The 20,533-nt window shown below is 57.9% G+C and carries 17 protein-coding genes; 7 read left to right on the forward strand and 10 right to left on the reverse strand.

The genetic code is table 11. The features are described from left to right. The first annotated feature begins 147 nt into the window (after positions 1 to 147). From OS242_RS02210 to OS242_RS02220, 3 genes are read left to right on the forward strand one after another with little or no spacing between them, the layout of a single operon-like run. A complete protein-coding gene (locus tag OS242_RS02210) occupies positions 148 to 696 on the forward strand; it encodes a hypothetical protein (protein WP_267150023.1) in 549 nt (182 codons plus the stop codon). Then, positions 693 to 2,333 (forward strand): glycosyl hydrolase family 18 protein, encoded by a 1,641-nt coding sequence (locus OS242_RS02215; protein WP_267150024.1) that lies wholly within the window; start codon positions 693 to 695, stop codon positions 2,331 to 2,333. Before OS242_RS02210 ends, OS242_RS02215 begins: the two co-directional genes overlap by 4 nt. 7 nt (positions 2,334 to 2,340) lie before the next feature. After that, positions 2,341 to 4,011: a S8 family peptidase gene (locus OS242_RS02220; protein ID WP_267150025.1), complete on the forward strand. Its 1,671-nt coding sequence runs from the start codon at positions 2,341 to 2,343 to the stop codon at positions 4,009 to 4,011. A 43-nt stretch (positions 4,012 to 4,054) separates the two neighbouring features. Here OS242_RS02220 and OS242_RS02225 read toward each other — a convergent pair whose 3' ends face one another. From OS242_RS02225 to spoVK, 4 genes are read right to left on the reverse strand one after another with little or no spacing between them, the layout of a single operon-like run. Further along, complete coding sequence (locus OS242_RS02225) at positions 4,055 to 4,231, reverse strand: hypothetical protein (RefSeq protein WP_267150026.1); 177 nt, start codon at positions 4,229 to 4,231, stop codon at positions 4,055 to 4,057. Beyond that, positions 4,228 to 4,839 carry a hypothetical protein gene (locus OS242_RS02230; RefSeq protein WP_267150027.1) on the reverse strand — a complete coding sequence of 204 codons (612 nt, stop codon included), beginning with the start codon at positions 4,837 to 4,839 and terminating at the stop codon, positions 4,228 to 4,230. Before OS242_RS02230 ends, OS242_RS02225 begins: the two co-directional genes overlap by 4 nt. After that, positions 4,820 to 5,428 carry a GTPase gene (locus OS242_RS02235; RefSeq protein WP_267150028.1) on the reverse strand — a complete coding sequence of 203 codons (609 nt, stop codon included), beginning with the start codon at positions 5,426 to 5,428 and terminating at the stop codon, positions 4,820 to 4,822. The genes OS242_RS02230 and OS242_RS02235 overlap by 20 nt, the downstream gene beginning before the upstream one ends. Continuing rightward, positions 5,388 to 6,416, reverse strand: coding sequence for a stage V sporulation protein K (spoVK, locus tag OS242_RS02240; protein WP_267150029.1), 1,029 nt, complete (start codon positions 6,414 to 6,416; stop codon positions 5,388 to 5,390). Before spoVK ends, OS242_RS02235 begins: the two co-directional genes overlap by 41 nt. Positions 6,417 to 6,872: 456 nt before the next feature. Here spoVK and OS242_RS02245 point away from each other — a divergent pair, with 456 nt between their 5' ends. Both OS242_RS02245 and OS242_RS02250 read left to right on the forward strand, forming a co-directional pair. Then, positions 6,873 to 8,465 carry a M4 family metallopeptidase gene (locus OS242_RS02245; RefSeq protein WP_267150030.1) on the forward strand — a complete coding sequence of 531 codons (1,593 nt, stop codon included), beginning with the start codon at positions 6,873 to 6,875 and terminating at the stop codon, positions 8,463 to 8,465. A gap of 171 nt (positions 8,466 to 8,636) precedes the next feature. Next, positions 8,637 to 10,313 (forward strand): methyl-accepting chemotaxis protein, encoded by a 1,677-nt coding sequence (locus OS242_RS02250; RefSeq protein ID WP_267150031.1) that lies wholly within the window; start codon positions 8,637 to 8,639, stop codon positions 10,311 to 10,313. A 145-nt stretch (positions 10,314 to 10,458) separates the two neighbouring features. On the opposite strand, the gene OS242_RS02255 is transcribed toward OS242_RS02250, so the two are convergent. Continuing rightward, positions 10,459 to 11,694, reverse strand: a complete 1,236-nt coding sequence (locus tag OS242_RS02255) for an MFS transporter (protein ID WP_323372883.1) — start codon at positions 11,692 to 11,694, stop codon at positions 10,459 to 10,461. 144 nt (positions 11,695 to 11,838) lie between these two features. Between OS242_RS02255 and OS242_RS02260 the strand changes: the two genes are divergently transcribed. Continuing rightward, positions 11,839 to 12,741, forward strand: a complete 903-nt coding sequence (locus OS242_RS02260) for a PhzF family phenazine biosynthesis protein (protein WP_267150032.1) — start codon at positions 11,839 to 11,841, stop codon at positions 12,739 to 12,741. Between the two features lie 106 nt (positions 12,742 to 12,847). Here the strand turns inward: OS242_RS02260 and OS242_RS02265 are convergent, their stop codons facing one another. The 3 genes from OS242_RS02265 to OS242_RS02275 all read right to left on the reverse strand — a co-directional run bounded on the left by OS242_RS02265 (position 12,848) and on the right by OS242_RS02275 (position 14,441). Next, entirely contained in the window at positions 12,848 to 13,018 is a 171-nt protein-coding gene (locus OS242_RS02265; RefSeq protein WP_267150033.1) for an aspartyl-phosphate phosphatase Spo0E family protein, read from the reverse strand. A 122-nt stretch (positions 13,019 to 13,140) separates the two neighbouring features. After that, positions 13,141 to 13,656 carry a hypothetical protein gene (locus tag OS242_RS02270; RefSeq protein ID WP_267150034.1) on the reverse strand — a complete coding sequence of 172 codons (516 nt, stop codon included), beginning with the start codon at positions 13,654 to 13,656 and terminating at the stop codon, positions 13,141 to 13,143. After that, on the reverse strand, positions 13,653 to 14,441 hold the full coding sequence (locus tag OS242_RS02275; protein WP_267150035.1) for a hypothetical protein: 789 nt from the start codon (positions 14,439 to 14,441) through the stop codon (positions 13,653 to 13,655). Before OS242_RS02275 ends, OS242_RS02270 begins: the two co-directional genes overlap by 4 nt. A 225-nt stretch (positions 14,442 to 14,666) precedes the next feature. On the opposite strand from OS242_RS02275, the gene acnA reads away from it, so the two are divergent. After that, a complete protein-coding gene (gene acnA / locus OS242_RS02280; RefSeq protein WP_267150036.1) occupies positions 14,667 to 17,372 on the forward strand; it encodes an aconitate hydratase AcnA in 2,706 nt (901 codons plus the stop codon). 143 nt (positions 17,373 to 17,515) lie between these two features. On the opposite strand, the gene OS242_RS02285 is transcribed toward acnA, so the two are convergent. After that, positions 17,516 to 18,055 carry a cysteine hydrolase family protein gene (locus OS242_RS02285; protein ID WP_267150037.1) on the reverse strand — a complete coding sequence of 180 codons (540 nt, stop codon included), beginning with the start codon at positions 18,053 to 18,055 and terminating at the stop codon, positions 17,516 to 17,518. Between the two features lie 45 nt (positions 18,056 to 18,100). Then, on the reverse strand, positions 18,101 to 20,533 hold the full coding sequence (locus OS242_RS02290; RefSeq protein WP_267150038.1) for a penicillin acylase family protein: 2,433 nt from the start codon (positions 20,531 to 20,533) through the stop codon (positions 18,101 to 18,103).

Here is a 20,533-nt window from a genome sequence, read left to right on the forward strand (position 1 = left end):
ACGCCTCACCTCCCCTACAGTGTGACCCCGATGTATCGGAACTTGTTCTCGTGGAACAAATAAGACAACTTCATGCGACCCAAAATCGGGACTTGACGGAAAGAGGTGCAGACGATGCCAGCCATCCGGAACGTGGTTCTCCTTCTCGTGACTTGTCTCTCTTTGTTGACCGGATGTCAGTCTCCGGATCAACAGGCGCACGAGGAACCGCCTGCCATCCAAAAAGACGCGAAACGAGCCCGCCTATTGCAGCGGAAACAGCCTTTTCACGTTCCTTTGCAAGAGTTTGCCGAGCGGTGGAATGCCGTGTCTGCCGATATGGGATCAGAGCTGGTCATTCATGATCCGGCCGCGTTTCGCTGGCGGGCGGGCGGACGGTATACCTATGCGTTCCGCCCGGGACTCCGCCTTCGCTTGACGCCTGAACACGACAACACCGTCTCGAGAGTTGAAGTGATCAGTTCCGCCCGCACGATAGCGGAGCGTTATCAAATGCTCAGTGCCTGGGGCCAGGTCTTCACCATGAACCATCCGGAGACCCCTCCTTTCGAAGCGGACGCGTTGTTCCATAAACTAGGTGTGCGGCCGGATGCCGATCTCACCCGGCTCACGTCATCCCCCGTCGAAGTGGAAGGCGTGCGCTATGAGATCGCTTCGCAAAAGAACACGCTGACCTTCCAGGCGAGCCTGTCATGAAAAAATCCAAACTCGCCGCCGTAATGGCCGCTGTATTCGGTCTGGTCTTCCTCACGATGCCGCTCTCCGTCACATCGTCGCAAACTCTGGAGGATCGGTTCAATATGTCGTATCTTTTCTTCGGCTCCCCGACTTCTTATGTAGGCCAGGTAGACAAAACACAGAACAGCCTCGACGTCGTCTCTCCGAACTATTTCGACATTCTCGAAGACGGCACGCTGAACATCACATGGAAACTGCAGTCTTCGTTTATTGACACGATGCACCGGCGCGGCATACGCGTCGTCCCGTTTTTGAGCAATCACTGGAACTACAAGGCGGGCACCCAAGCGCTTGCCAACCGGGAGGCGCTGGCTGCCAAAATCGCTGAAGCGGTCGACGCGTACCATCTGGACGGCGTGAATGTCGACATCGAGGGCATCGGGCACGAGTATCGGGACGCCTTCACCGATTTGATCCGACTCTTGCGCAGTCATCTGCCGTCCGGCAAAGAAGTCAGCGTGGCCGTCGCAGCCAATCCGAACGGCTGGAATCTCGGCTGGCACGGCCTGTACGATTACGAAAGTCTTCACCCGCACACCGACTACCTCATGCTGATGACGTACGATGAAAGCTGGGAAGGCAGCGACCCGGGGCCTGTTTCAAGTCTCTCGTTTTTTGAGCGTTCCATCCAATATGCGATCAACAAAGGCGTGCCCAAAGAAAAGATCGTGGCCGGACTGCCTTTTTACGGCCGGATCTGGAAGACAGACGGGCCGACGCTGGACGGCCAAGAGATCATCGGCCTCGGTGTCTCCAACGTCCGCGTGCAACCGTTGGTCCAGCAATTCGGCGGAACGGTCGCCTTCGACGAAACGGCGCAAAGCGCCCACGTCACCCTGACCGTGCCGACAGGAGCGCAGTTTTATCTCGCCAACACCAAACTCAGCGCGGGACACTATCTGATCTGGTATGACAACGAACGAGCGATCAAAAGCAAGCTCTCAATACTCGGGAAATACGGCATCCGCGGCACCGGATCTTGGAGTTTGTACCAAGAGGAACCGGCGATGTGGAGCTATTATACCAACTGGCTAAACGGCCGCTTCTTCTCCGATGTCCCGGTGGAGCACTGGGCGGGTGAAAGCGTTCTGGCCGTGTCGGCGAAGGGCTGGATGAACGGCGTGTCGGGCACGTTGTTCGCTCCGCAGCAACCGTTGACCCGCTCCCAAGCGGCGGTGATCTTGGTGCGGGCGCTGCGACTCGACCATCTGACGCCGAGTGCCCGCACCTTTACCGACACGCAGGGGCACTGGGCACAAGATCTGATCGAAGTCGCCCGCGAGCACGGCCTGATCAACGGCGTGGGCGCCCAGCGCTTTGCCCCCAACGATCCGATGACCCGCGAACAGCTCGCAACCCTGCTCAACAACGTCTTTCACTTCACACCGGGCGATGTGGCGCAAAGTCCGTTCACAGACGTCGATCCGAACCGCTGGTCCTACCCCAACATCGTGGCGATGCAGCAAAGAGGGATCATCACCGGGATCGGCCACGACCTGTTTGCCCCGACCGCACGATCCACCCGCTCGCAGGTGGCTGCGCTGATGTACCGACTGGCAGCCGACATCGAAGCGGCTGCCGAGCAAAGGAGATGATCGCGCAGTGCACAAATCGATCGTCCTGATCCTGACCCTCGCCCTACTCTGCACATCGTGCGGCACGCGCGCGGCCGAGCCGGACACCTCCGCACGGATGCGCATTTCCCAGCAGACAACCCCCACCGGGCGGTACGTCATCCTGTTCAAAGATCGAAACGACCCCGCGCTCATCCAAAAATCCAGCGGGCAGCTCATCGATCACGTCGAGTCTCCGTATCTGCACATGATCACCGCGCTCCTCCCCGCTGCCGCCATTCCTGTGCTGCGGGCAGACCAGGCGGTCGCAGCCGTCGAGCCGGACGTTGTGCAGGAGGTCAAGCCCCAGCACGTCGACTGGGGACACGCCAAAACACTCCTCCCGCAGGCCAACGCAGCCGGGCTGACCGGCAAAGGAGTGAAAGTGGCGGTGCTCGACACCGGCATCTCGTCTCATCCCGATCTGGTGCTGGCCGGGGGCGTATCCTGTGTCGAGTACACCTCCTCCTATGCGGATGACGACGGACACGGCACGCATGTGGCCGGTATCATCGCCGCGTTGAACAACGGGATCGGCGTCGTCGGTGTCGCACCGGATGCGCAGTTGTACGCGGTCAAAGTCCTCGACCAGACAGGCGAAGGATACACCTCCGACATCGTGGCCGGGATCAATTGGTGCATCACCAACGGGATGAACGTCATCAACATGAGCTTTGGCACCTACACCGGCTCCTACGCCATGACGATGGTCCTGCGTCAAGCGGTCGAAAACGGCATCCTCTGCGTCGCCGCAGGAGGCAACGAAGGCGACCCGGAGGGCGCCGGAGAGACGGTGAATTATCCAGGCCGCTATGAATCGGTGATCGCCGTCGCCGCGACGGACGCGTACAACAGGCGCGCCCCCTTCTCGGCGTCAGGGTCGAAGATCGAACTGTCCGCTCCCGGTGTCAATGTGCTCAGCACCTATCCCGGCAACGACTACGCCTATATGGACGGCACCAGCATGGCCGCCCCCTACGTGAGCGGGATCATCGCGCTGTGGAAGGAACGCTACCCCGACGCGACACCTGCCCGGCTGCGGCAGATCTTGCAGGGCACCGCACTCGATCTGGGCGCGGTGGGGCGCGATCCTTATTACGGCTACGGATTGGTGCAAAGCCCTGTCCTCTTTCGCGACATCGCCGGACACTGGGCGGAACCGGAGATCCAATCCGCCTACGAACACGGTTGGCTGAGAGGCACTTCCCTGACGACCTTCACCCCAAACGGCTCACTCACCCGTGCGCAGGCTGCCGTGATCTTGTCGCGAGCCTTGGCTCTGCCCCGCCTTGGAGGCGGCTCTCCCTTCGCCGATATCCCGGCGGGGCACTGGGCCCGAGATGAGATCGAACGCGCTTATCAAAACGGCGTCATGCAAGGGCTTGGCCCGATCACCTTTGCACCGAACGCTCCCGTGACAAGGGCACAGATGGCAGTGATGCTCAGCCGGATCTTGAAATTGCCTGCGGACGAAACGTTGCCAAATCCCTATACAGATGTGTTTCCCGGCCATTGGTCGTATGCAGCCGTGCTCGCCGTGAGTGCCCAGAACATTTTTACCGGCATGACCGCGACCACGTTTGCCGGAGGGGACGTGCTGACGCGGGCGCAGTGCGCGACGCTGCTGAACCGGATCGCAGATCGGTTGCCGGCAAACTAAAAGAGCCGCATCGTCACCTTCGACGATGCGGCCCTTTTCCCGTTCAACCCTTCTGGTCGCAGATCGGACATTTCCCATCCCGGTAGCTCTGCTCGCGGAGTTCGATCCGTGAGAGGGCGCGGCCGCCCTCCAGGCCGTTTACGTAGCCAATGCGGCGTCCGACCGAGTAGCCGACCAGAATCGAAAGCAGCAACAGCAGCAAGATCACGCCTGTGCTCATCCAGACTCCTCCTTCCGACCTCGCAGTTCCAGCCCGGTGAGCAGTGACAGCACGATATGCACGAGCGGCATCGCCAGCATCACTTCCACCGTGCGCAGCGGCGAGAGCAGCACCGCCGCCAACAGACAGATGAACATCAGGATCGTCACCTCGACCAGCCCGTACCGCAACACGAGATTGTTCTGACCGGAGCGGCGGTCCTTTTGCACATCCATCAGATCATCGAGCAACTGGATCATCCCCATCGCGCACACCGCCCACACCGTCAGCCAAAAGCCGCCGACAAGAACAGAGAGCAGCACCGCGAGGATCGATTCCAACCAACCGGGCAACTGCGTCGGCATCCGTTCCCGCAGATCATGGCCCATCCCGATCGCATAGGCGGCAAAGAACAGCGTCAACGCCACCTCCGGAGCCAAGGCCATCGCCAAGGCCAGCGAGACCAGCGCATACGGCAGGCAGGCCCGCCCGAGGCGGATCGCCAGCGTGTGCCGGCCGATGCACTGGTCGTACTCGATGTCGAGCCAGTCATCCATCAATTTGATCGTCAGTCCCGCCAGCACGATGCCGAGAGTCTCGACCAGCAGGCTAGACCAGACGCCAAACATGTTCTTTCACCTCCCGGAACCCGTGGCGGTACAAAGCGGAGATCGGCAGCAGGTTTACCCCTTTTAACTCCTTTTCCAGCAAGCGAAACCCGCGCTGCCCCTCGGGCAGATCCGTCTTGTTGACGAGGCAGAGATACCCGCTTTTGCGCTGGCCGATCTCGGCGACCTGCTGGTCGAGCTCGCCCAGTTTGCCAAGCCCTCCTGCCCTGTGGATCTCCGGCGCGTCCACCATGTGCAACACACAGTCCGCCTGTCGCAGTTGTTCCAACGTTTGCGCCATCGCCTCGCGCATCTCGAGATCGGTCGGAATGCCGTCTGCCAGTCCCGTCGAGTCGGTCAGTTTAAACTCGCGCACCCCTTTGCCGCGCGGCAGTTCCAGCGAGATGGACTGCAGATTGCGCGTCTTGTGGATGCCGCCGCCCGACAGTTCGTGGCGGGCTTTGACCATGTCGTATTTGCGTTGACGGGTGGTGCCGTCCGGCAGTTGAAAGAGGACCTCCATGCGGGTCAACCCGAGATACTCGGCGAAGTTGATGCAAAAGATCGTCTTACCGACGTTGGTACGGCCCACCAAAAGACAGTTCTTCATCTCGGGGTCCCTCCTCGAAAACCAGATCATCCGGCTCGATCTTCATCAACTCGTCACGGGTCGGATTGCGCGCTTCCAGCAACCGCACCGCTTGCAGGCGCACCGCCCGCTCAATCACGTTGCGCACCATCCGCGCGTTGCTGAAGTTCCGTTTTCCCTGCTGCTGCGTCGAATTGCGCAAGTAGGTGCGCAATTTTGACGATGACTCCGGCGACAGTTTGTATTCCCGTTTGCGCAGCATCGTATCGGCGATCTGCATCAGCTCTTGCTCCGTATAGTCTTCGAAGTTCAGCACGATGGGAAAGCGGGAAGGCAAGCCCGGATTGGTGCGCAGGAATTGTTCCATTTCCGTGTCGTACCCGGCGAGAATCAGGACAAAATCGTTTTTGTGGTCCTCCATCGCCTTTACCATCGTGTCGATGGCCTCTTTGCCAAAGTCTTTTTCCCCGCCGCGAGCCAGGGAGTACGCTTCATCGATAAACATGATCCCGCCCAACGCCTTTTTGACGTGGTCGCGGGTTTTTTGCGCTGTGTGCCCGATATATTCTCCGACGAGGTCTGCCCGTTCGACTTCCACGAGATGACCTTTTGATAGTACGCCCATTTCACGCAAAAGTTTTGCCAAGATTCGCGCGACAGTCGTCTTCCCCGTTCCGGGGTTGCCTTTGAAGATCATATGCAACACGATCGGCTCGGTGGCGAGTTTCGCCTGCTGGCGTTTTTGCTGGATCTGGATAAACGCGTAGATCTCCTTCACCAGCGTCTTCACCTGCCGCAGTCCGATCAATTGATCCAGCTCATTCATGATCGACTGAAAGCGTTGTTTATCGGTCGGAGTCGAGCGGTGCGCATCGCGGAGGATCGGCGTATGCGACCCATGCAGTTTGCGTAGTGCTTCATTCAAAGCCACCTCCCCGTTGCGGAACTGATCGATCACATCAACCGACGAGCCCCCGCCCCGCTGAGGCGGCCTTTGACCGCTCCTCATCACGTTGGCTTCCACCTCACTTTTTGAGAGATTGTTACAAGGTATGATGCAAGGGGTGAATGGGTGATTGCCCAAGGGGGATCTTTTAATCCCGTACCTTCTCTTCATTAAATAAGCATGAGACCAAGTTTGTCCTTTCAATGAATAAATATAAACATCGTCGCAGGACCGATTCGATGTGCCGCTCGCCTGTTTTATAAATGCCCTTACCGATTGCGTGCAACCGCTTTCAAGCGTGATCCCGCATGCTGACTGGTGTTGTGAGTTGTGCGACATTCAATTTAACGCTTTATCACGATCCAGAGCTACTGAATTGAAACTATTCAAAAATATTCATTCCACCATAAAAATATTCGGAAAATTAGTTGACAGAAAGTTTTGGTATGGTGTAGATTTCTTGCAAGGGCGACACAAAAACAAAAAAAACGCCCTCGAACAAAAGGGAGGAATTACCAAATGAACAAGAAAGTCATCACCACCCTTGTGCTGTCCTCGATGGTTGCTTCGGCACTGTCGATGAACGCAGGCGCCGCAAGCGACAAGCAAGTCCTGAAAAACGAGACGGGTCACGTGCACAACGTCGTCGGCAAACTCGGCAAAGTATCGGGTGCCACCGCTGATGAACGCGCACTGAAAGCTCTCGACAAAGTCAAAGGCGACTTTGGCTATGCTCAGGCAAACGGCCACTTCAAAGTGACCAAGTCCCACAAGGACGACAACGGTGTCTCGCACACCAAACTGGCTCGCGTGATCGACGGCATCCCGGTCTTTGGCGGCGAGATGATCGTCCACGAGAAAGACGGCAACGTCCAAGGCGTAACCGGCAGCTACAAAGATCTGGCTCCGACCGCTAAAAAAGCGTCGCTCTCCTCTGCTGAAGCGATCAAAAAAGCTGTGGCAAGCACCGGCTTCACTGGTGAGCTGACCGAAGAGGCTCAGGCGAAACTGGTGTTTGTCCCGAAAGCGGACAAGGCAGTTCTCTCCTATGAAGTATCCGTTCGCTACATGGATGAGACTCCGGGCAACTGGTCGATCTTCGTCAATGCGGTTGACGGCTCCATCGTCGATTCGTTCAACCGTGTGGAATACGCCAACCACACCCTCGTCAAAGCCAAACCGGGCGGCGGCACCACGCCGACCACCGGCACCGCTGCTGTCGGTACCGGCACCGGCGTTCTGGGCGACACCAAGACGTCCCTGAACACCATGCTCAGCAACGGCACCTACTACCTGCAAGACAAGACGAAAGCTACGTCTGTCCAAACCTACGACTACGCGAACAGCACTTCCAGCAAGACGCTGATGAGCGACATCGACAACGTATGGGATACCAGTGTCCAGCGTGCAGGCGTTGACGCTCACTACTACGCTGGCAAAGTATACGACTACTACTTCAACGAGCACAACCGCAACTCGTACAACAACAACGGCGCGACCCTCGTGTCCGGCGTTCACTACTCCCGCAGCTACAACAACGCGTTCTGGAACGGTTCGCAAATGACCTACGGCGACGGCGACGGCGTGACCTTCATCGCTCTGTCCGGCGCATATGACGTTGTCGCGCACGAACTGACCCACGCAGTCACCGAATACACCTCCGGTCTCGTGTACCAGAACCAATCCGGTGCACTGAACGAGTCCTGGTCCGATGCGATGGCGGCTGTCATGGACAGCGACGACTGGCTGATCGGCGAAGACGTCTACACCCCGGGCAAGGCAGGCGACGCTCTGCGTTCGATGTCCAACCCGAGCGCGTACGGCGATCCGGAGCACATGAACCAATTCGTGAACACGACCTCCGACAACGGCGGCGTGCACACCAACTCCGGCATCCCGAACAAAGCGTTCTACAACTTCGCAACGGCAATCGGCTCCCGTTCGATCGCAGGCAAGGTCTGGTACACCGCTTCCCGCGACTACATGACCTCCTCGACCAACTTCTCGGGCGCACGCGCAGCCACCCTGCAAGCGGTAGCAGCTCTGTACGGCACGTCTTCCTCCTACTACACGGCTCTCCAAACCGCTTGGAGCAACGTAGGCGTGAACTAATCCGGCAACCACACGTTTCAAATAAAAAGGAGGCAGCCTTCCCTGTGCGGAAGGCTGCCTCCTTTCTGTTTCCGCTATCTCATGCCATCATTTACTATTTACGTTTGTGTAGGTTTATGTCTGGTTAAGTCGAATATAACCAAACAAACGAATGATGGAGGTTTTCTCTACATGACGCTTGGTCAGAAGATACTCGCTTTTTTCTCCGTCCTGTTGCTCTTGGTAGCCGGGATCGGCGCGTTTAGTCAGTATGGAATCATGGCATTTGAAACGCAGGTGGAACGGTCGATCACGCAGGAATTGCCGATGATGATGTCTTATGAAAAATTGCGCTTTACCGTGGCGGATCGGATGGCTCTGACTCGCGCGTATGTGTTGAGCGGTGAAGAGAATTTAAAAAACATCTTCCGAGCAAATAAAGAAGAGAGCCAGGCCATTTCCCAAGAGTTAATGAAGCGAGGTGTCTCCCAAGAGATACAAGCTCTGCTCCAGCAGGACGCAGCGTGGAGCAAACTGGTGGAAGAAAAGGTATTCCGCGTCTATGACAGCGGGGACAAAGAGACGGCCACCACGATGGTCATGACCGAGGTGATCGTCCAAGGCGTGCCGTTGATCGACGGGTATTCCAAGGCAGTTCTCGACCTGGAAAATCAAATGAAGGCCAACGGAGCCAGCATGTTGGAGCAAGGCAAGCAGCTCTCGATGACCAACCTGATCCTCTCCCTCGCCGTGCTGGCGTTTGGGATCGGGATCGCCATCGTCTTCACCCGCATGCTGGTCAAGCCGATTTTGGCCGTGGTGGATCGGTTGCGTCTCGTCGCAGCAGGTGATCTGAGCCAAGACGAGATGACGGTGCGATCCCGTGATGAGATCGGTCAATTGGTAAAGTCGACGAACAGCATGGTCCAAAATTTGCGCCATCTGGTCCAACAGGTCGGGGCAACGTCCGAACATGTCGCATCGTCGGCCGAGCAGCTCACGGCGAGCGCGGAACAAACCTCTCAAGCCACTGAGCACATCGCAGAGTCCGCACAGTCGATGGCGGCCGGCAGCGAGCAACAGATGTCGCTCGCAGAACTGAATGTCGGCACGATGGAAGAGATGTCCCTTTCCATCCGGCAGATCGCCGGCGTGACGCAACAGGTGACGGAAAACGCCATGACCGCCACCGAGAACGTCCGCATCGGCAACCAGTCGATTCAGACCGCCATCTCGCAGATGAATTCGATCTCGCAGACGATGACCGAACTCGAACACTCCGTCAAAGGACTCGGCGAGCGTTCGCAGGAGATCGGCCGCATTCTGGAAGTCATCACGGGGATCTCCACCCAGACCAACCTGCTCGCCTTGAACGCTGCCATCGAGGCGGCCCGTGCCGGAGAACACGGCAAAGGGTTTGCCGTCGTGGCCGATGAAGTGCGCAAACTGGCCGAACAGTCCAATCAGGCCGCGCAGCAGATCGCCACGCTGATCTCCTCCATCCAGGCGGAGACGCTGACGGTCGTGGACTCGATGGCAGACGGCACGCAAGAGGTCACTCGCGGGTTGCAGACTGTCAATCTGGCAGGCGCCTCGTTCAAACAGATCCAGCACTCGATCCAAGCTGTAACCGACCAGATCCAAGAAGTCGCCGCTTCCACCCGGCAACTGTCCGTCGGCTCGGAACAAGTGGTCTCCACCATGCAGTCGATGGCGATGAACACGCAGAACGCCGTTTCGTCGACGCAAAATGTGTCGGCCGCGGCAGAAGAACAACTCGCCTCGATGGAAGAGGTCGCCGCTTCTTCGGAAGCTCTGGCGCAGTTGGCAGGCGAACTGCAAGAACTGATCAAGCAATTCAAAATATAAGCGCAGCCCTCTGCTATACGGGGCAAAGGCATCGATGCAACCCATCCCGTTCTGCACCGGGCAAGCGGTCACACGCATCCCTCTCATCAAAAAAGACGCCTCACCGACGTATCGGAGGGCGTCTTTTTTCTGTCCATCAGGTATTCTACGGCGTATGCAGATGTTTCGATCTCTGGACGGTAAACAGCTTGCGGGTGGCGAGCACACCTGCGAAGCTGACGGCCAGCACCAAGGCCAACACCAGCAGCGCGGTATCCACGCCCGAGAAGGCCACGACCTGGGTCGCCATCCCGATCATCAGCACGCGCATGCCCATCCCGGCTGCGTTGAAGAAGCTGTTGACCCGGCCCATTACGTGGTTCGGTACCGTTTCCATCATGATCGTGTTGCGCGCCACCCGCGTCCCGGAGTTGCCCCAACCGTTGAGGATCTTCACCGCGAGAAAGACGCCGACGATGGGAAACGCATAGATCAGCAACACCGACGCGGTGAACGTGAGAAATGTGACGATCACTGTCCCATACGAGCCAAAACGTTGGATCAAAAACGGGATCGTCAACCCGGCCAACACCGCGCCGACCGCGTAGATCATGTCGGACGCGCCCAGCACGGACGCGGTGCCGTGCAGGATGCTCTGCACGTACACCGGGTACAGATAGTTGCCGAGCATCACGCCGACGAACGGCATCAGCGTACATAGGAAGAAGACGGTGAGCAACGGCTTTTGCTTCAGATAATGAAAACCCTCGCCGATGTTGCGCCACATGGATACGTTAGCTGCCGCAGAACCTGCAGTCTCGGCACTTCGTTGGTACGGGATCAGAAGAAAGAGAATAAATCCGGCCGCATACGTCAGCGCATCGGCCAGCAAGATCCATGAGAAATCAATTCGGTCGATCAGCAGACTCGCCAGCCCCCCGGCAATCATCGAAGCCGACTGGTTTTGCACTTCCAGCACGGAGTTGAGCGCTTTGTACTGGTCGCGGGAGAAGATCTCCTGTGTAAACGCAAACTGCGTCGGATAGTGCATGGAATAGTACAGCGATCCACCGAAATAAATCAGGATTAACTGCCAAGTCTCATAGTGCCCGGCGATCAATCCCCACAGGGCAAACACGATCATAAACGTGCCGCCGACGATTTCACTGCCGAGCAGCAGCGTCTTTCGTGAATAACGGTCGATCAAAGCGCCCATGTACGGGGAGAAAAAGAACAGCGCCGCCGTCGTCGCCAACGTGGTATAACCAAAGATCGCGTCCCCGCCGTCGCGGGTGACGAACAGCCACGGGATGCCGATCATTGTGATACCGGACCCCACAGAAGAAAATAAGTTTGCAAAGATCAAAAAAGCCATTCGCCGATCTTTCATCAACGACCACATCGTGTGTCACTCCCCTTTGACTTCCATTTTACCCCTCTTAGCAAAACTTTCAATACATTTATGTATAAAAAATGCCCCTTCCCTAAAAAATGCCATCGCGGTATAGTGGACGTACAGACAGACAAAAAAGGAGCGATCAAAACAATGAAACAAATCCCCGTTTATCATGTGGATGCCTTTACGTCAACGCCTTTCACCGGAAATCCGGCCGGTGTGGTGCCCGATGCCGGCGCGCTGACCGAAGAGGAGATGCAAAACATCGCCCGCGAGCTGAATTTGTCGGAAACGGCATTTCTTCTGCCGCCGCAACATCCGGAGGCCGATCTGAAAGTGCGGTTTTTCACTCCGACCTCGGAGATCGGGTTCTGCGGTCATGCGACCGTCGGGTCGGCGTGGGTGCTGGCGACAGACTACGGCTGGCTGGAAAAAGCGGAGCGACTCGTGCTGGAGACCAACATCGGCCTCGTGCCGGTCGAATGGCAGACGACGGACGGCCGGCTGACCGACGTCGTCATGACGCAGGTGACCCCGAAGGTACGCGATGCGGAGGTATCCGCTGCGGACGTCGCCCGGTGGGTCGGGGTGCAAGAGTCCGATCTGGACACACGTTACCCGATCCGGCTCGGCCATACCGGCAACTGGCATCTGCTGGTACCGGTGAAGACCCGCGCAGCCATCGATGCGGCACAACCGATGCTGAGTGAGTTGGAAGCGATCAATAGAAGACAGGAAGCGGTGACGACGCACCTGTTCACGTTGGAATCGAAAGGCGGCGACTACGACCTCTACACCCGCGACTTCGGTCCGGCTGTCGGCATCCCGGAAGATCCGGTCACCGGATCGGCCAACGGAGCGCTCGCCGGCTACCTCGTGCTGGAAGGCGTCTTGGACAACGCGACGGAGCATCGTCTGACGTTTGCTCAAGGCGATGCGATGCGCCGTCCGGGTCGTTTGCAGATCTCGATCTCCTCTTCCCCGGACGGTGCCGTGATCCGCGTGGGCGGAGCTGCTGTTCCGACGCTGAAAGGGATGCTTACTTTACCGTAATCAAACTATCGACAACAAAAAAAGAGCATCTCACAATCGCTGTGAGGTGCTCTTTTAGAAAGAAATGCCTCTCCCAAGCGGGAAGGCGTGTATGGCTTCTATAAGGTCAATTCATACGTTGCATCTTCATACGTTGCAATTGCACCAAATAGGTGTCGAGCTCCTGGCTGATGCGAATCACATCCTGATCGGTCAGGGAGCGGGTTCGTTCGGCCGTTGAGATCATCTTGGCTCGCAGTCTGGCGATTTGTTTTTGCAGCAGCAGGTCTTTCTCCATCGGTAGTCCCCCTCGTTGCATTCCCACGAAGGATAGTATATGACAGATCCTGAAACTTTTCGATGAGTGATTTTGACTGTTTTTGTCAGACGCCGACGAATACGCTTCATTCAATTAAAGTTCTATTTTTCTGAATGTGCTGAATCTCGACAAAAAGCGTCCTTGGAACGATCCAGACGGGCGACACCAAGCGCTCCTTGCTGCCACAGTACCCTTACTGACGCATCCGCTTCATCCTGACGGCAATACAGGAGCAACACGACCTCGGTCATCGGTTTTTTCAACTGTTTCACCTGCTGGCTCCGAGTCCAAAGATAATCCAGTCCAAAACCGATCAGTCCCCCGATAAACAAGCCGATGATGCCCCAGAGGATCGGCCCCCATTTCCAGAGAAAACCGTAAATGCTGCCCAACACCATCATCACGGTCCCGAGAGCCGCTGCTCCGTCAAACAGAGAACGTCCGTCCGAGCGGCTGATCGTGTCGAAAAATTGCGGTGGCATCGACCTGCTCTCCAACGGCACGGCAAACAATTGACTGCGGACTATCCCGATCTGTTCCAAATGGACCAGCGCCATTTCAAAATGAGTATTCTGTTCAAATGAAGCGACAAGGCAGATCGCAGTCTCTTGGCTCATTGGTTTGGCTCCGGCAACGGGAAGGATGAGGACTGATAGTGCTCGATCAAATACTGTGTTTGCTCGCGACGAAACAGATTATTCAGCTCGACGATGGTGATGTACGCTTCGTAGCAAGCAAATCCGTAAATCGACGGCAGGAAGAGCAGCCATTCCATATCGACCACCGCTTTGGCCCGGACAAAATCGCCGATACATGTGAAATAGACCGCCTCCGTCACATGGGAGAAATAGGCGATGACGATCCACCAAATTAAAATGAAAAAGCCGGTGACCAAGCGATGCACATAGAGCTGTCCGAGTCCTGGCATCAAGAGCGAATAGATCATACCAACCCACGGAATACGCCGGTCAAGGAAGTTGACGCTGATGCTGTCCATATGAAAGGAATTGATCCTGGCATTTTCAAAGACGGCCATCCCGTAGCTGTTGTTGAGACTGACCGTGGTGCGATAGCTGTCCCAGATCCCGTAGATAAAAACGGGCGTGTACAGAAAAAACCAACGATGATCCAACACCAATTTGGCGCGCTCAAACTGGCCTTGCAGCGAATACATGATCGCGACGTTCAACTGGCTGCCGACGTTGACGGCGATCTCCCAAAAGATCAGAACAAATCCTTTGACGTGTTGCCCCAAGATCAGTTGACCAAAACCGGGAAAAGCGGTAGACCACCAAGCCATCACCCACGGGTTGCGTCGATGAATCAAGTTGACACTGGTCGACGCCAATTTCACCAGCGGCCGGCGGACGCGGCTTCGGGAACTGGGTTGATGCGGATCCATAAGCCCACTCCTTCGCGCAACGAGTGCATGTTGTTTTCCTTATTGTGGGTGATTTGCGCAGTTCTATGCGAAAAGGTGAGCGGCTCTGCGTAGACTCCTGCCTTTTTGGGATATTATGATGGGAATGGTGTTGCCCGAAGGAGAGTTTCTCATATATAATAGTATCATAAAACGAAACGACGTTTCACTCTGTGGAACGCCGAGTTCGGAAAGGGGTCTCATCAAATGTCTCATAACGACCATTACAAAACTCGCCGTGAGCTGTCTGTAGGCGGCAAAAACTTCACCTACTACTCGCTCCCGGCTCTCGAAGAAGCAGGTATCGGTTCTGTTTCCAAACTGCCGTATTCGATCAAAGTCCTGCTCGAAGCAGCACTGCGCACCGAAGACGGCGTAGGCGTAACCACCGAGCACATCCAAAAACTCGCGAACTGGACCCAAGAGCGCGACCCGAACCAAGAGGTTCCGTTCAAACCGGCTCGTATCGTCCTCCAGGACTTCACCGGCGTTCCGGCTGTCGTCGACCTCGCAGCGATGCGCGCGACGATGGACCGCATCGGCCAAGATCCGAACAAGATCAACCCGCTCGTGCCGGTAGACCTCGTCATCGACCACTCGGTCATGGTCGACGTACACGGCTCCGACGACGCGATGGATGAAAACATGCGCATCGAGTTTGAGCGCAACGCAGAGCGCTACCGCTTCCTGCGTTGGGCACAATCGGCGTTCGATAACTTCCGCGCGGTTCCGCCGGCGACCGGTATCGTTCACCAAGTCAACCTCGAGTACTTGGCATCCGTTGCGATGACCAAAGAAGTAAACGGCGAAACCCAAGTCTTCCCGGACTCCCTCGTCGGCACCGACTCCCACACCACGATGATCAACGGTCTTGGCGTCGTCGGCTGGGGCGTTGGCGGCATCGAGGCAGAAGCGGGCATGCTCGGCCAACCGCTGTACTTCGTCACCCCGGAAGTCGTCGGCTTCAAGCTGACCGGCTCGCTGCCGGAAGGCGCGACCGCGACCGACCTGGCGCTGACCGTCACCAACATCCTCCGCAAAAAAGGCGTTGTTGGCAAATTTGTCGAGTACTTCGGCGACGGCCTCGACCACATGTCGCTGGCTGACCGCGCAACGGTCGCAAACATGGCTCCGGAATACGGCGCAACGGTCGGCTTCTTCCCGGTTGACGAAGAGACGCTCAACTACCTGCGTCTGACCGGCCGCGAAGAAGAGCAGATCGAACTCGTTCGCGAATACTACAAAGCACAAGGCATGTTCCGCGTAGACGGCGCTCCGACCCCGGAATACTCCGATGTAGTCGAGCTCGACCTCTCCACCGTCGTTCCGACGCTGGCAGGTCCGAAGCGTCCGCAGGACAAAGTCGTGCTGACCGATATGAAAAAAGAGTGGAACACGGTCGTTCGCAAGTCGATCGCAGACGGCGGCTTTGGCCTGTCTGACGCTGACCTCGCGAAAGAAGTCTCCGTCTCCCACAAAAACGGCAAGACCACCACGATGAAAAACGGCGCTGTCGTCATCGCGGCGATCACCTCTTGCACCAACACGTCGAACCCGAGCGTCATGCTGGCAGCAGGTCTCCTCGCGAAGAAAGCGGTCGCAAAAGGCCTGACCGTTCCGTCGTACGTGAAAACCTCGCTGGCACCGGGCTCTCGCGTCGTCGCGGACTACCTGGCAAAAGCAGACCTGCTCAAGCCGCTGGAAGCGTTGAACTTCCACATCACCGGCTACGGTTGCACCACCTGCATCGGCAACTCCGGCCCGCTGCCGGAAGAAGTCTCGCAGGCGATTGCGGACAACGACCTGACTGTGACCTCCGTCCTGTCCGGCAACCGCAACTTCGAAGGCCGTATCCACCAGCAAGTCAAAGCGAACTACCTCGCTTCCCCGCCGCTCGTCGTGGCGTACGCGATCGCGGGCACTGTCGACATCGACTTTGCAACCGAGCCGCTCGGCCATGACCAACAGGGCAACCCGGTCTTCTTCAAGGACATCTTCCCGTCCCACCAAGAGATCAAGGAAACCCTCAACGCAGCGCTGGAACCGGCGATGTTCCGCAACACCTACGAGAACGTCTTCACCTTCAACGAAGCGTGGAACGCGATCGATGCTCCGACTGGCGTCCTGTACAACTGGGATGAGAACTCCACCTACATCCAAGAGCCGCCGTTCTTCAAGAACCTGTCGACCGACGGCAAGATCGAAGACATCCTGAACGCTCGTGCGATGGCGGTCCTCGGCGACTCTGTCACCACCGACCACATCTCCCCGGCCGGCAACATCAAGGCTGACTCTCCGGCAGGCAAATACCTGCAAGAGAACGGCGTCAAACCGGTGGACTTCAACTCCTACGGCTCCCGTCGCGGCAACGACCGCGTCATGACCCGCGGTACGTTTGCAAACATCCGCATCCGCAACCAAATGGCTCCGGGCACCGAAGGCGGCGTGACCACCTACATCCCGACCGGCGAAGTCATGTCGATCTACGATGCTTCGATGAAGTATCAAGAAGCAGGCACCCCGCTCGTTGTCCTCGCAGGCAAAGAGTACGGCACCGGCTCCTCCCGTGACTGGGCAGCGAAAGGCACCTTCCTCCTCGGCGTGAAGGCTGTCATCGCAGAGTCCTTCGAGCGCATCCACCGTTCCAACCTCGTTGGCATGGGCGTGCTCCCGCTCCAGTTCGCTGGCGGCAAGTCTCACAAAGACCTCGGCCTGACCGGTTCCGAGACCTTCTCCATCGTCGGCCTGTCCGATGACGTGAAACCGGGTCAAACCGTGAAAGTCACCGCAAAAACCGATGACGGCGCAGTGAAAGAATTCGACGCGATCGTTCGCCTCGACTCTGTCGTCGACGTTCTCTATTACAAGAACGGCGGCATCCTGCAAACCGTACTCCTCGACCTCGCGAAGTAAGTTTGCGGGATCGGGAAATAAGAAAAAGACTGTCGAGTCTCAGGCTCGGCAGTCTTTTTTTTGCGTATTCCCGTGGAAATTAGATTATTCGCACAGATTCAACAAAAAACGCCCGGAGATGTAGAATCCGGGCGTTTTTGCGCTTATTTTTTTACGACGGTCGCTCCCAAGGAGCCGGTGAAATGACCGAGCGCCCAGTCGTGGCCTGCCTCGTTGAAGGAGGCGACCGCGTCGGCGTGGACGACGATCCGAAAGCCTTTGTTGTAGGCGTCGACGGCGGTGTGCAGGACGCAGATGTCGGTGCAGACGCCGATCAGGTGCACTTCGGTGATGCCGCGGGCGCGCAGTTTTTGTTCGAGGTCGGTGCCTGCGAACGCGGAGTAGCGCGTTTTGTCCATCCAGTAGATTCGGTCGGCGTGCACCTTGTAGACGTCTGCGAGACGGCCGTAGAGGTCGCGGCCCGGAGTGCCGTCGATGTTGTGCGGCGGGAACAGTTTGGTCTCCGGGTGATAGGGGTCGTCTCTGTGGTGCAGGTCGACTCCCATGACAACAAAATCGCCGTTTTGCACGAACTCTTCGGTCAGTTCGCAGATGCGGTCTTCCAGCGCGATGCCAGGCTCTCCGACCGGCAGGGCTCCGTCGACAAAGTCTTTGGTATAGTCGATGACGATCAAAGATTTCATGATCGGTTGCCTCCTTGTGGGACTTATTTCCTCTTTTCTATAGTACTACAAAGAGGACGCCGGTTGAAGGAGCAACGTTTCGACCGTTTCGCTGTGCAGAGATTTGGTCTGCCCGGTGATCCACAGTTGCGTCTGGTCTTTGTAATGCGGGCTGCCCAGTTGTGCCGATGCGCCGAGGATCATGATGTCGCGTGCAGCCGACGGGTCGCCCATGTCGACGGCGAAACGCCACGGCGCGCCGAGCACCATCTGGAACGGCTTTGTCTTCGGGAAGCCGCCCATGCCGACCGTGTGGTTGCTGCCCCCTGTCGGATACGGGCCGTCGTTGAACAGCAGGTGCAGCGGTTTGATCCCGCCGAGCGGATGGGACAGCGTGAGTTGGTGCAGGGTGCCCCACTTCCATTTTTCCGCGTTGTCGCCGTGTTTGGCGGCGAGGTCGGCGACGGCCGTTCGAAATCCGTCGCGGACGACCTGCGCGGTGGTCTGCTCGGTCGATTGGAACCAGATCGGCTGCTCCTGTTGGAACAGCGCGTCCACGGCGTTGAACGGCAGTCCGGTGCGCATGAACTGGTAGTACAGTTTGTCGCCGAGCAGCGGTTTGTAGGTCGCTTCGACGATTTTCAGGTAGGTGTTGTGATAGATCGACGGGCCGATCAGGTCCGGGTGGTCGGTCGGGTTTGGCGACCAATCCCTCAGGGCTTGCAGAGCCTCGGTTTCGAGCGGGCTCCACTCCCCCGCTTCCAAGATCTTGAGCCAGACCGGGAGATTTTGCAGGGCTTGGCGGTTTTTCCAGTCGGTGTGCATCTTGGTGAAGTCGTCGACGGTGAGCTTGGGCTTTTCGCCCAGTAGCTCTTTGATCCGGTCGACGCGGTAGTTCGGTTCCCATTCGTGCGCCAGGGCGTACGGATAGCTGGCATCGATGACGCGGTTGTTGGCGGTGGCGATCACGCCGTCCGGCGGATTGACGGTTTGCGGGAGTTCTTCCCACGGGATGTAGCCCGTCCACTCGTATTCGTCATTCCAGCCCGGCACAGGCAGCAAGCCGGTGCCTTTTTTGCGGATCGGAATGTGACCGTTGTGCCGCCATGCGATGTTGCCGTCGACATCGGCGTAGATGACGTTTTGCACCGGGGCGTAAAAGTCGCGCAGGGCGGCTTCAAACGCGGTCCAGTCCTTCGCTTTGTTGAAGCGCAGCATCGCGCCGATCTCATCGGAGAAGTCGTGCGCAACCCATCTCAGAGCGAGCGGCTCGGTGACTTGGTTCGCGACCCGTTGCTGGATCGGGGTCGACAGGACGCCGGTGTCTTCCAGCGGTTCGAGCAGATCGGTGATGATCGGGCCGTGACGCGTGACGAGGACGTCAAATTTGACCGGCTCTTTGCCTTTGACGTCGATCTCCTGCGGGTAGACTTTGGCCGTCTCGTAGGTACCGTTGTAGGCGAACTGGTGCGGGTTTTGCGGGTGAGGCTTTTCGATGTACAGATCTTGGACGTCGGTCATGCCGTTGGTGAACGCCCAGGAGGTGCGGTCGGTATGACCGACGATCACGCCGGGCACGCCTGGGAAGATCGCGCCGGAGACGTTCATGACACCGGGGACGACCAAGCTGTTTTGGTAAAAGATCGACGGCGCACCGAGCATCAGATGCATGTCGCTGGCGAGCAGCGGTTTGCCGGATGCGCTTTTCGCTCCGGAGACGACCCAGTTGTTGGAGCCGATGCCTTCCCCGGGCGTGCCCATGTCGCGGGCTTGCGCGATCAGGTGGAGCAGGTCGCCGATCCGGCTGTCGCTCTGCGCGGCGACCGGGTGTTGGTCGACGAGGTCCGACGGTTTGACGTTGAGGGCGAACGGGACCAGCGAAAGCGCTTTTTCCGGGCCGACCTGCGGGACGAGTTGGCTCAGGAACAGTTCGGTGCGCATGTTGCCGCCGAGGTCCCACGCCATCACTTTGCCGATGGCGAGGGTGTCAGCGATCTGCCACGGTGCCGGGTCGATGCCGAGCGCTTTGAATTCAGCCGGGAGCTTGCCGGTCGTTTTGGCGTCGGCGATGAAGTTGTTGATGCCGTCGGCGTACGCTTGCAAGGCGCGACGGGTGTCGTCGGGAAGCTTTGGCACGGCCTCTTCTGCGGCGCGTTGGAAGCCGATGGTCAGGTAGAACCGGTCTGAGACGAGGGTACTCTCCCCCATCAGAGCGGACAGCCCGCCGTTGATGGCGCGACGGGTCAGTTCGATCTGAAGCAGGCGGTCCTGCGCGTGGACGTAGCCTTGGGCAAAGTAGGCGTCGTGCTCCGTCTCCGCCTGAATATGCGGCACGCCGTACGCGTCCCGGTCGATGCGGACCGGCCGGTCGACGCCGACGAGCAACTCCCCCGCCGTGACAGCGAGCGAGCGATGGACGTACCAGTAGCCGCCCCCTCCCGCCGCTGCGAGCAGAGCGAGGAGAAGGGCGAGCGAGGTGACGAGGACTTTTTTCAGCAA

It is taken from the genome of Tumebacillus lacus, from assembly GCF_026410385.1.
In the GTDB taxonomy this organism is placed as follows: domain Bacteria; phylum Bacillota; class Bacilli; order Tumebacillales; family Tumebacillaceae; genus Tumebacillus; species Tumebacillus lacus.

What these genes read in the sequence shown, in the direction of transcription:
- OS242_RS02215 (WP_267150024.1), top strand. Translation starts at nt 693, where the DNA reads ATGAAAAAATCCAAACTCGCCGCCGTAATGGCCGCTGTATTCGGTCTG.
- OS242_RS02225 (WP_267150026.1), bottom strand. Translation starts at nt 4,231, where the DNA reads ATGAGCACAGGCGTGATCTTGCTGCTGTTGCTGCTTTCGATTCTGGTC.
- OS242_RS02230 (WP_267150027.1), bottom strand. Translation starts at nt 4,839, where the DNA reads ATGTTTGGCGTCTGGTCTAGCCTGCTGGTCGAGACTCTCGGCATCGTG.
- OS242_RS02235 (WP_267150028.1), bottom strand. Translation starts at nt 5,428, where the DNA reads ATGAAGAACTGTCTTTTGGTGGGCCGTACCAACGTCGGTAAGACGATC.
- spoVK (WP_267150029.1), bottom strand. Translation starts at nt 6,416, where the DNA reads ATGAGGAGCGGTCAAAGGCCGCCTCAGCGGGGCGGGGGCTCGTCGGTT.
- OS242_RS02245 (WP_267150030.1), top strand. Translation starts at nt 6,873, where the DNA reads ATGAACAAGAAAGTCATCACCACCCTTGTGCTGTCCTCGATGGTTGCT.
- OS242_RS02250 (WP_267150031.1), top strand. Translation starts at nt 8,637, where the DNA reads ATGACGCTTGGTCAGAAGATACTCGCTTTTTTCTCCGTCCTGTTGCTC.
- OS242_RS02255 (WP_323372883.1), bottom strand. Translation starts at nt 11,694, where the DNA reads ATGTGGTCGTTGATGAAAGATCGGCGAATGGCTTTTTTGATCTTTGCA.
- OS242_RS02260 (WP_267150032.1), top strand. Translation starts at nt 11,839, where the DNA reads ATGAAACAAATCCCCGTTTATCATGTGGATGCCTTTACGTCAACGCCT.
- OS242_RS02265 (WP_267150033.1), bottom strand. Translation starts at nt 13,018, where the DNA reads ATGGAGAAAGACCTGCTGCTGCAAAAACAAATCGCCAGACTGCGAGCC.
- OS242_RS02270 (WP_267150034.1), bottom strand. Translation starts at nt 13,656, where the DNA reads ATGAGCCAAGAGACTGCGATCTGCCTTGTCGCTTCATTTGAACAGAAT.
- OS242_RS02275 (WP_267150035.1), bottom strand. Translation starts at nt 14,441, where the DNA reads ATGGATCCGCATCAACCCAGTTCCCGAAGCCGCGTCCGCCGGCCGCTG.
- acnA (WP_267150036.1), top strand. Translation starts at nt 14,667, where the DNA reads ATGTCTCATAACGACCATTACAAAACTCGCCGTGAGCTGTCTGTAGGC.
- OS242_RS02285 (WP_267150037.1), bottom strand. Translation starts at nt 18,055, where the DNA reads ATGAAATCTTTGATCGTCATCGACTATACCAAAGACTTTGTCGACGGA.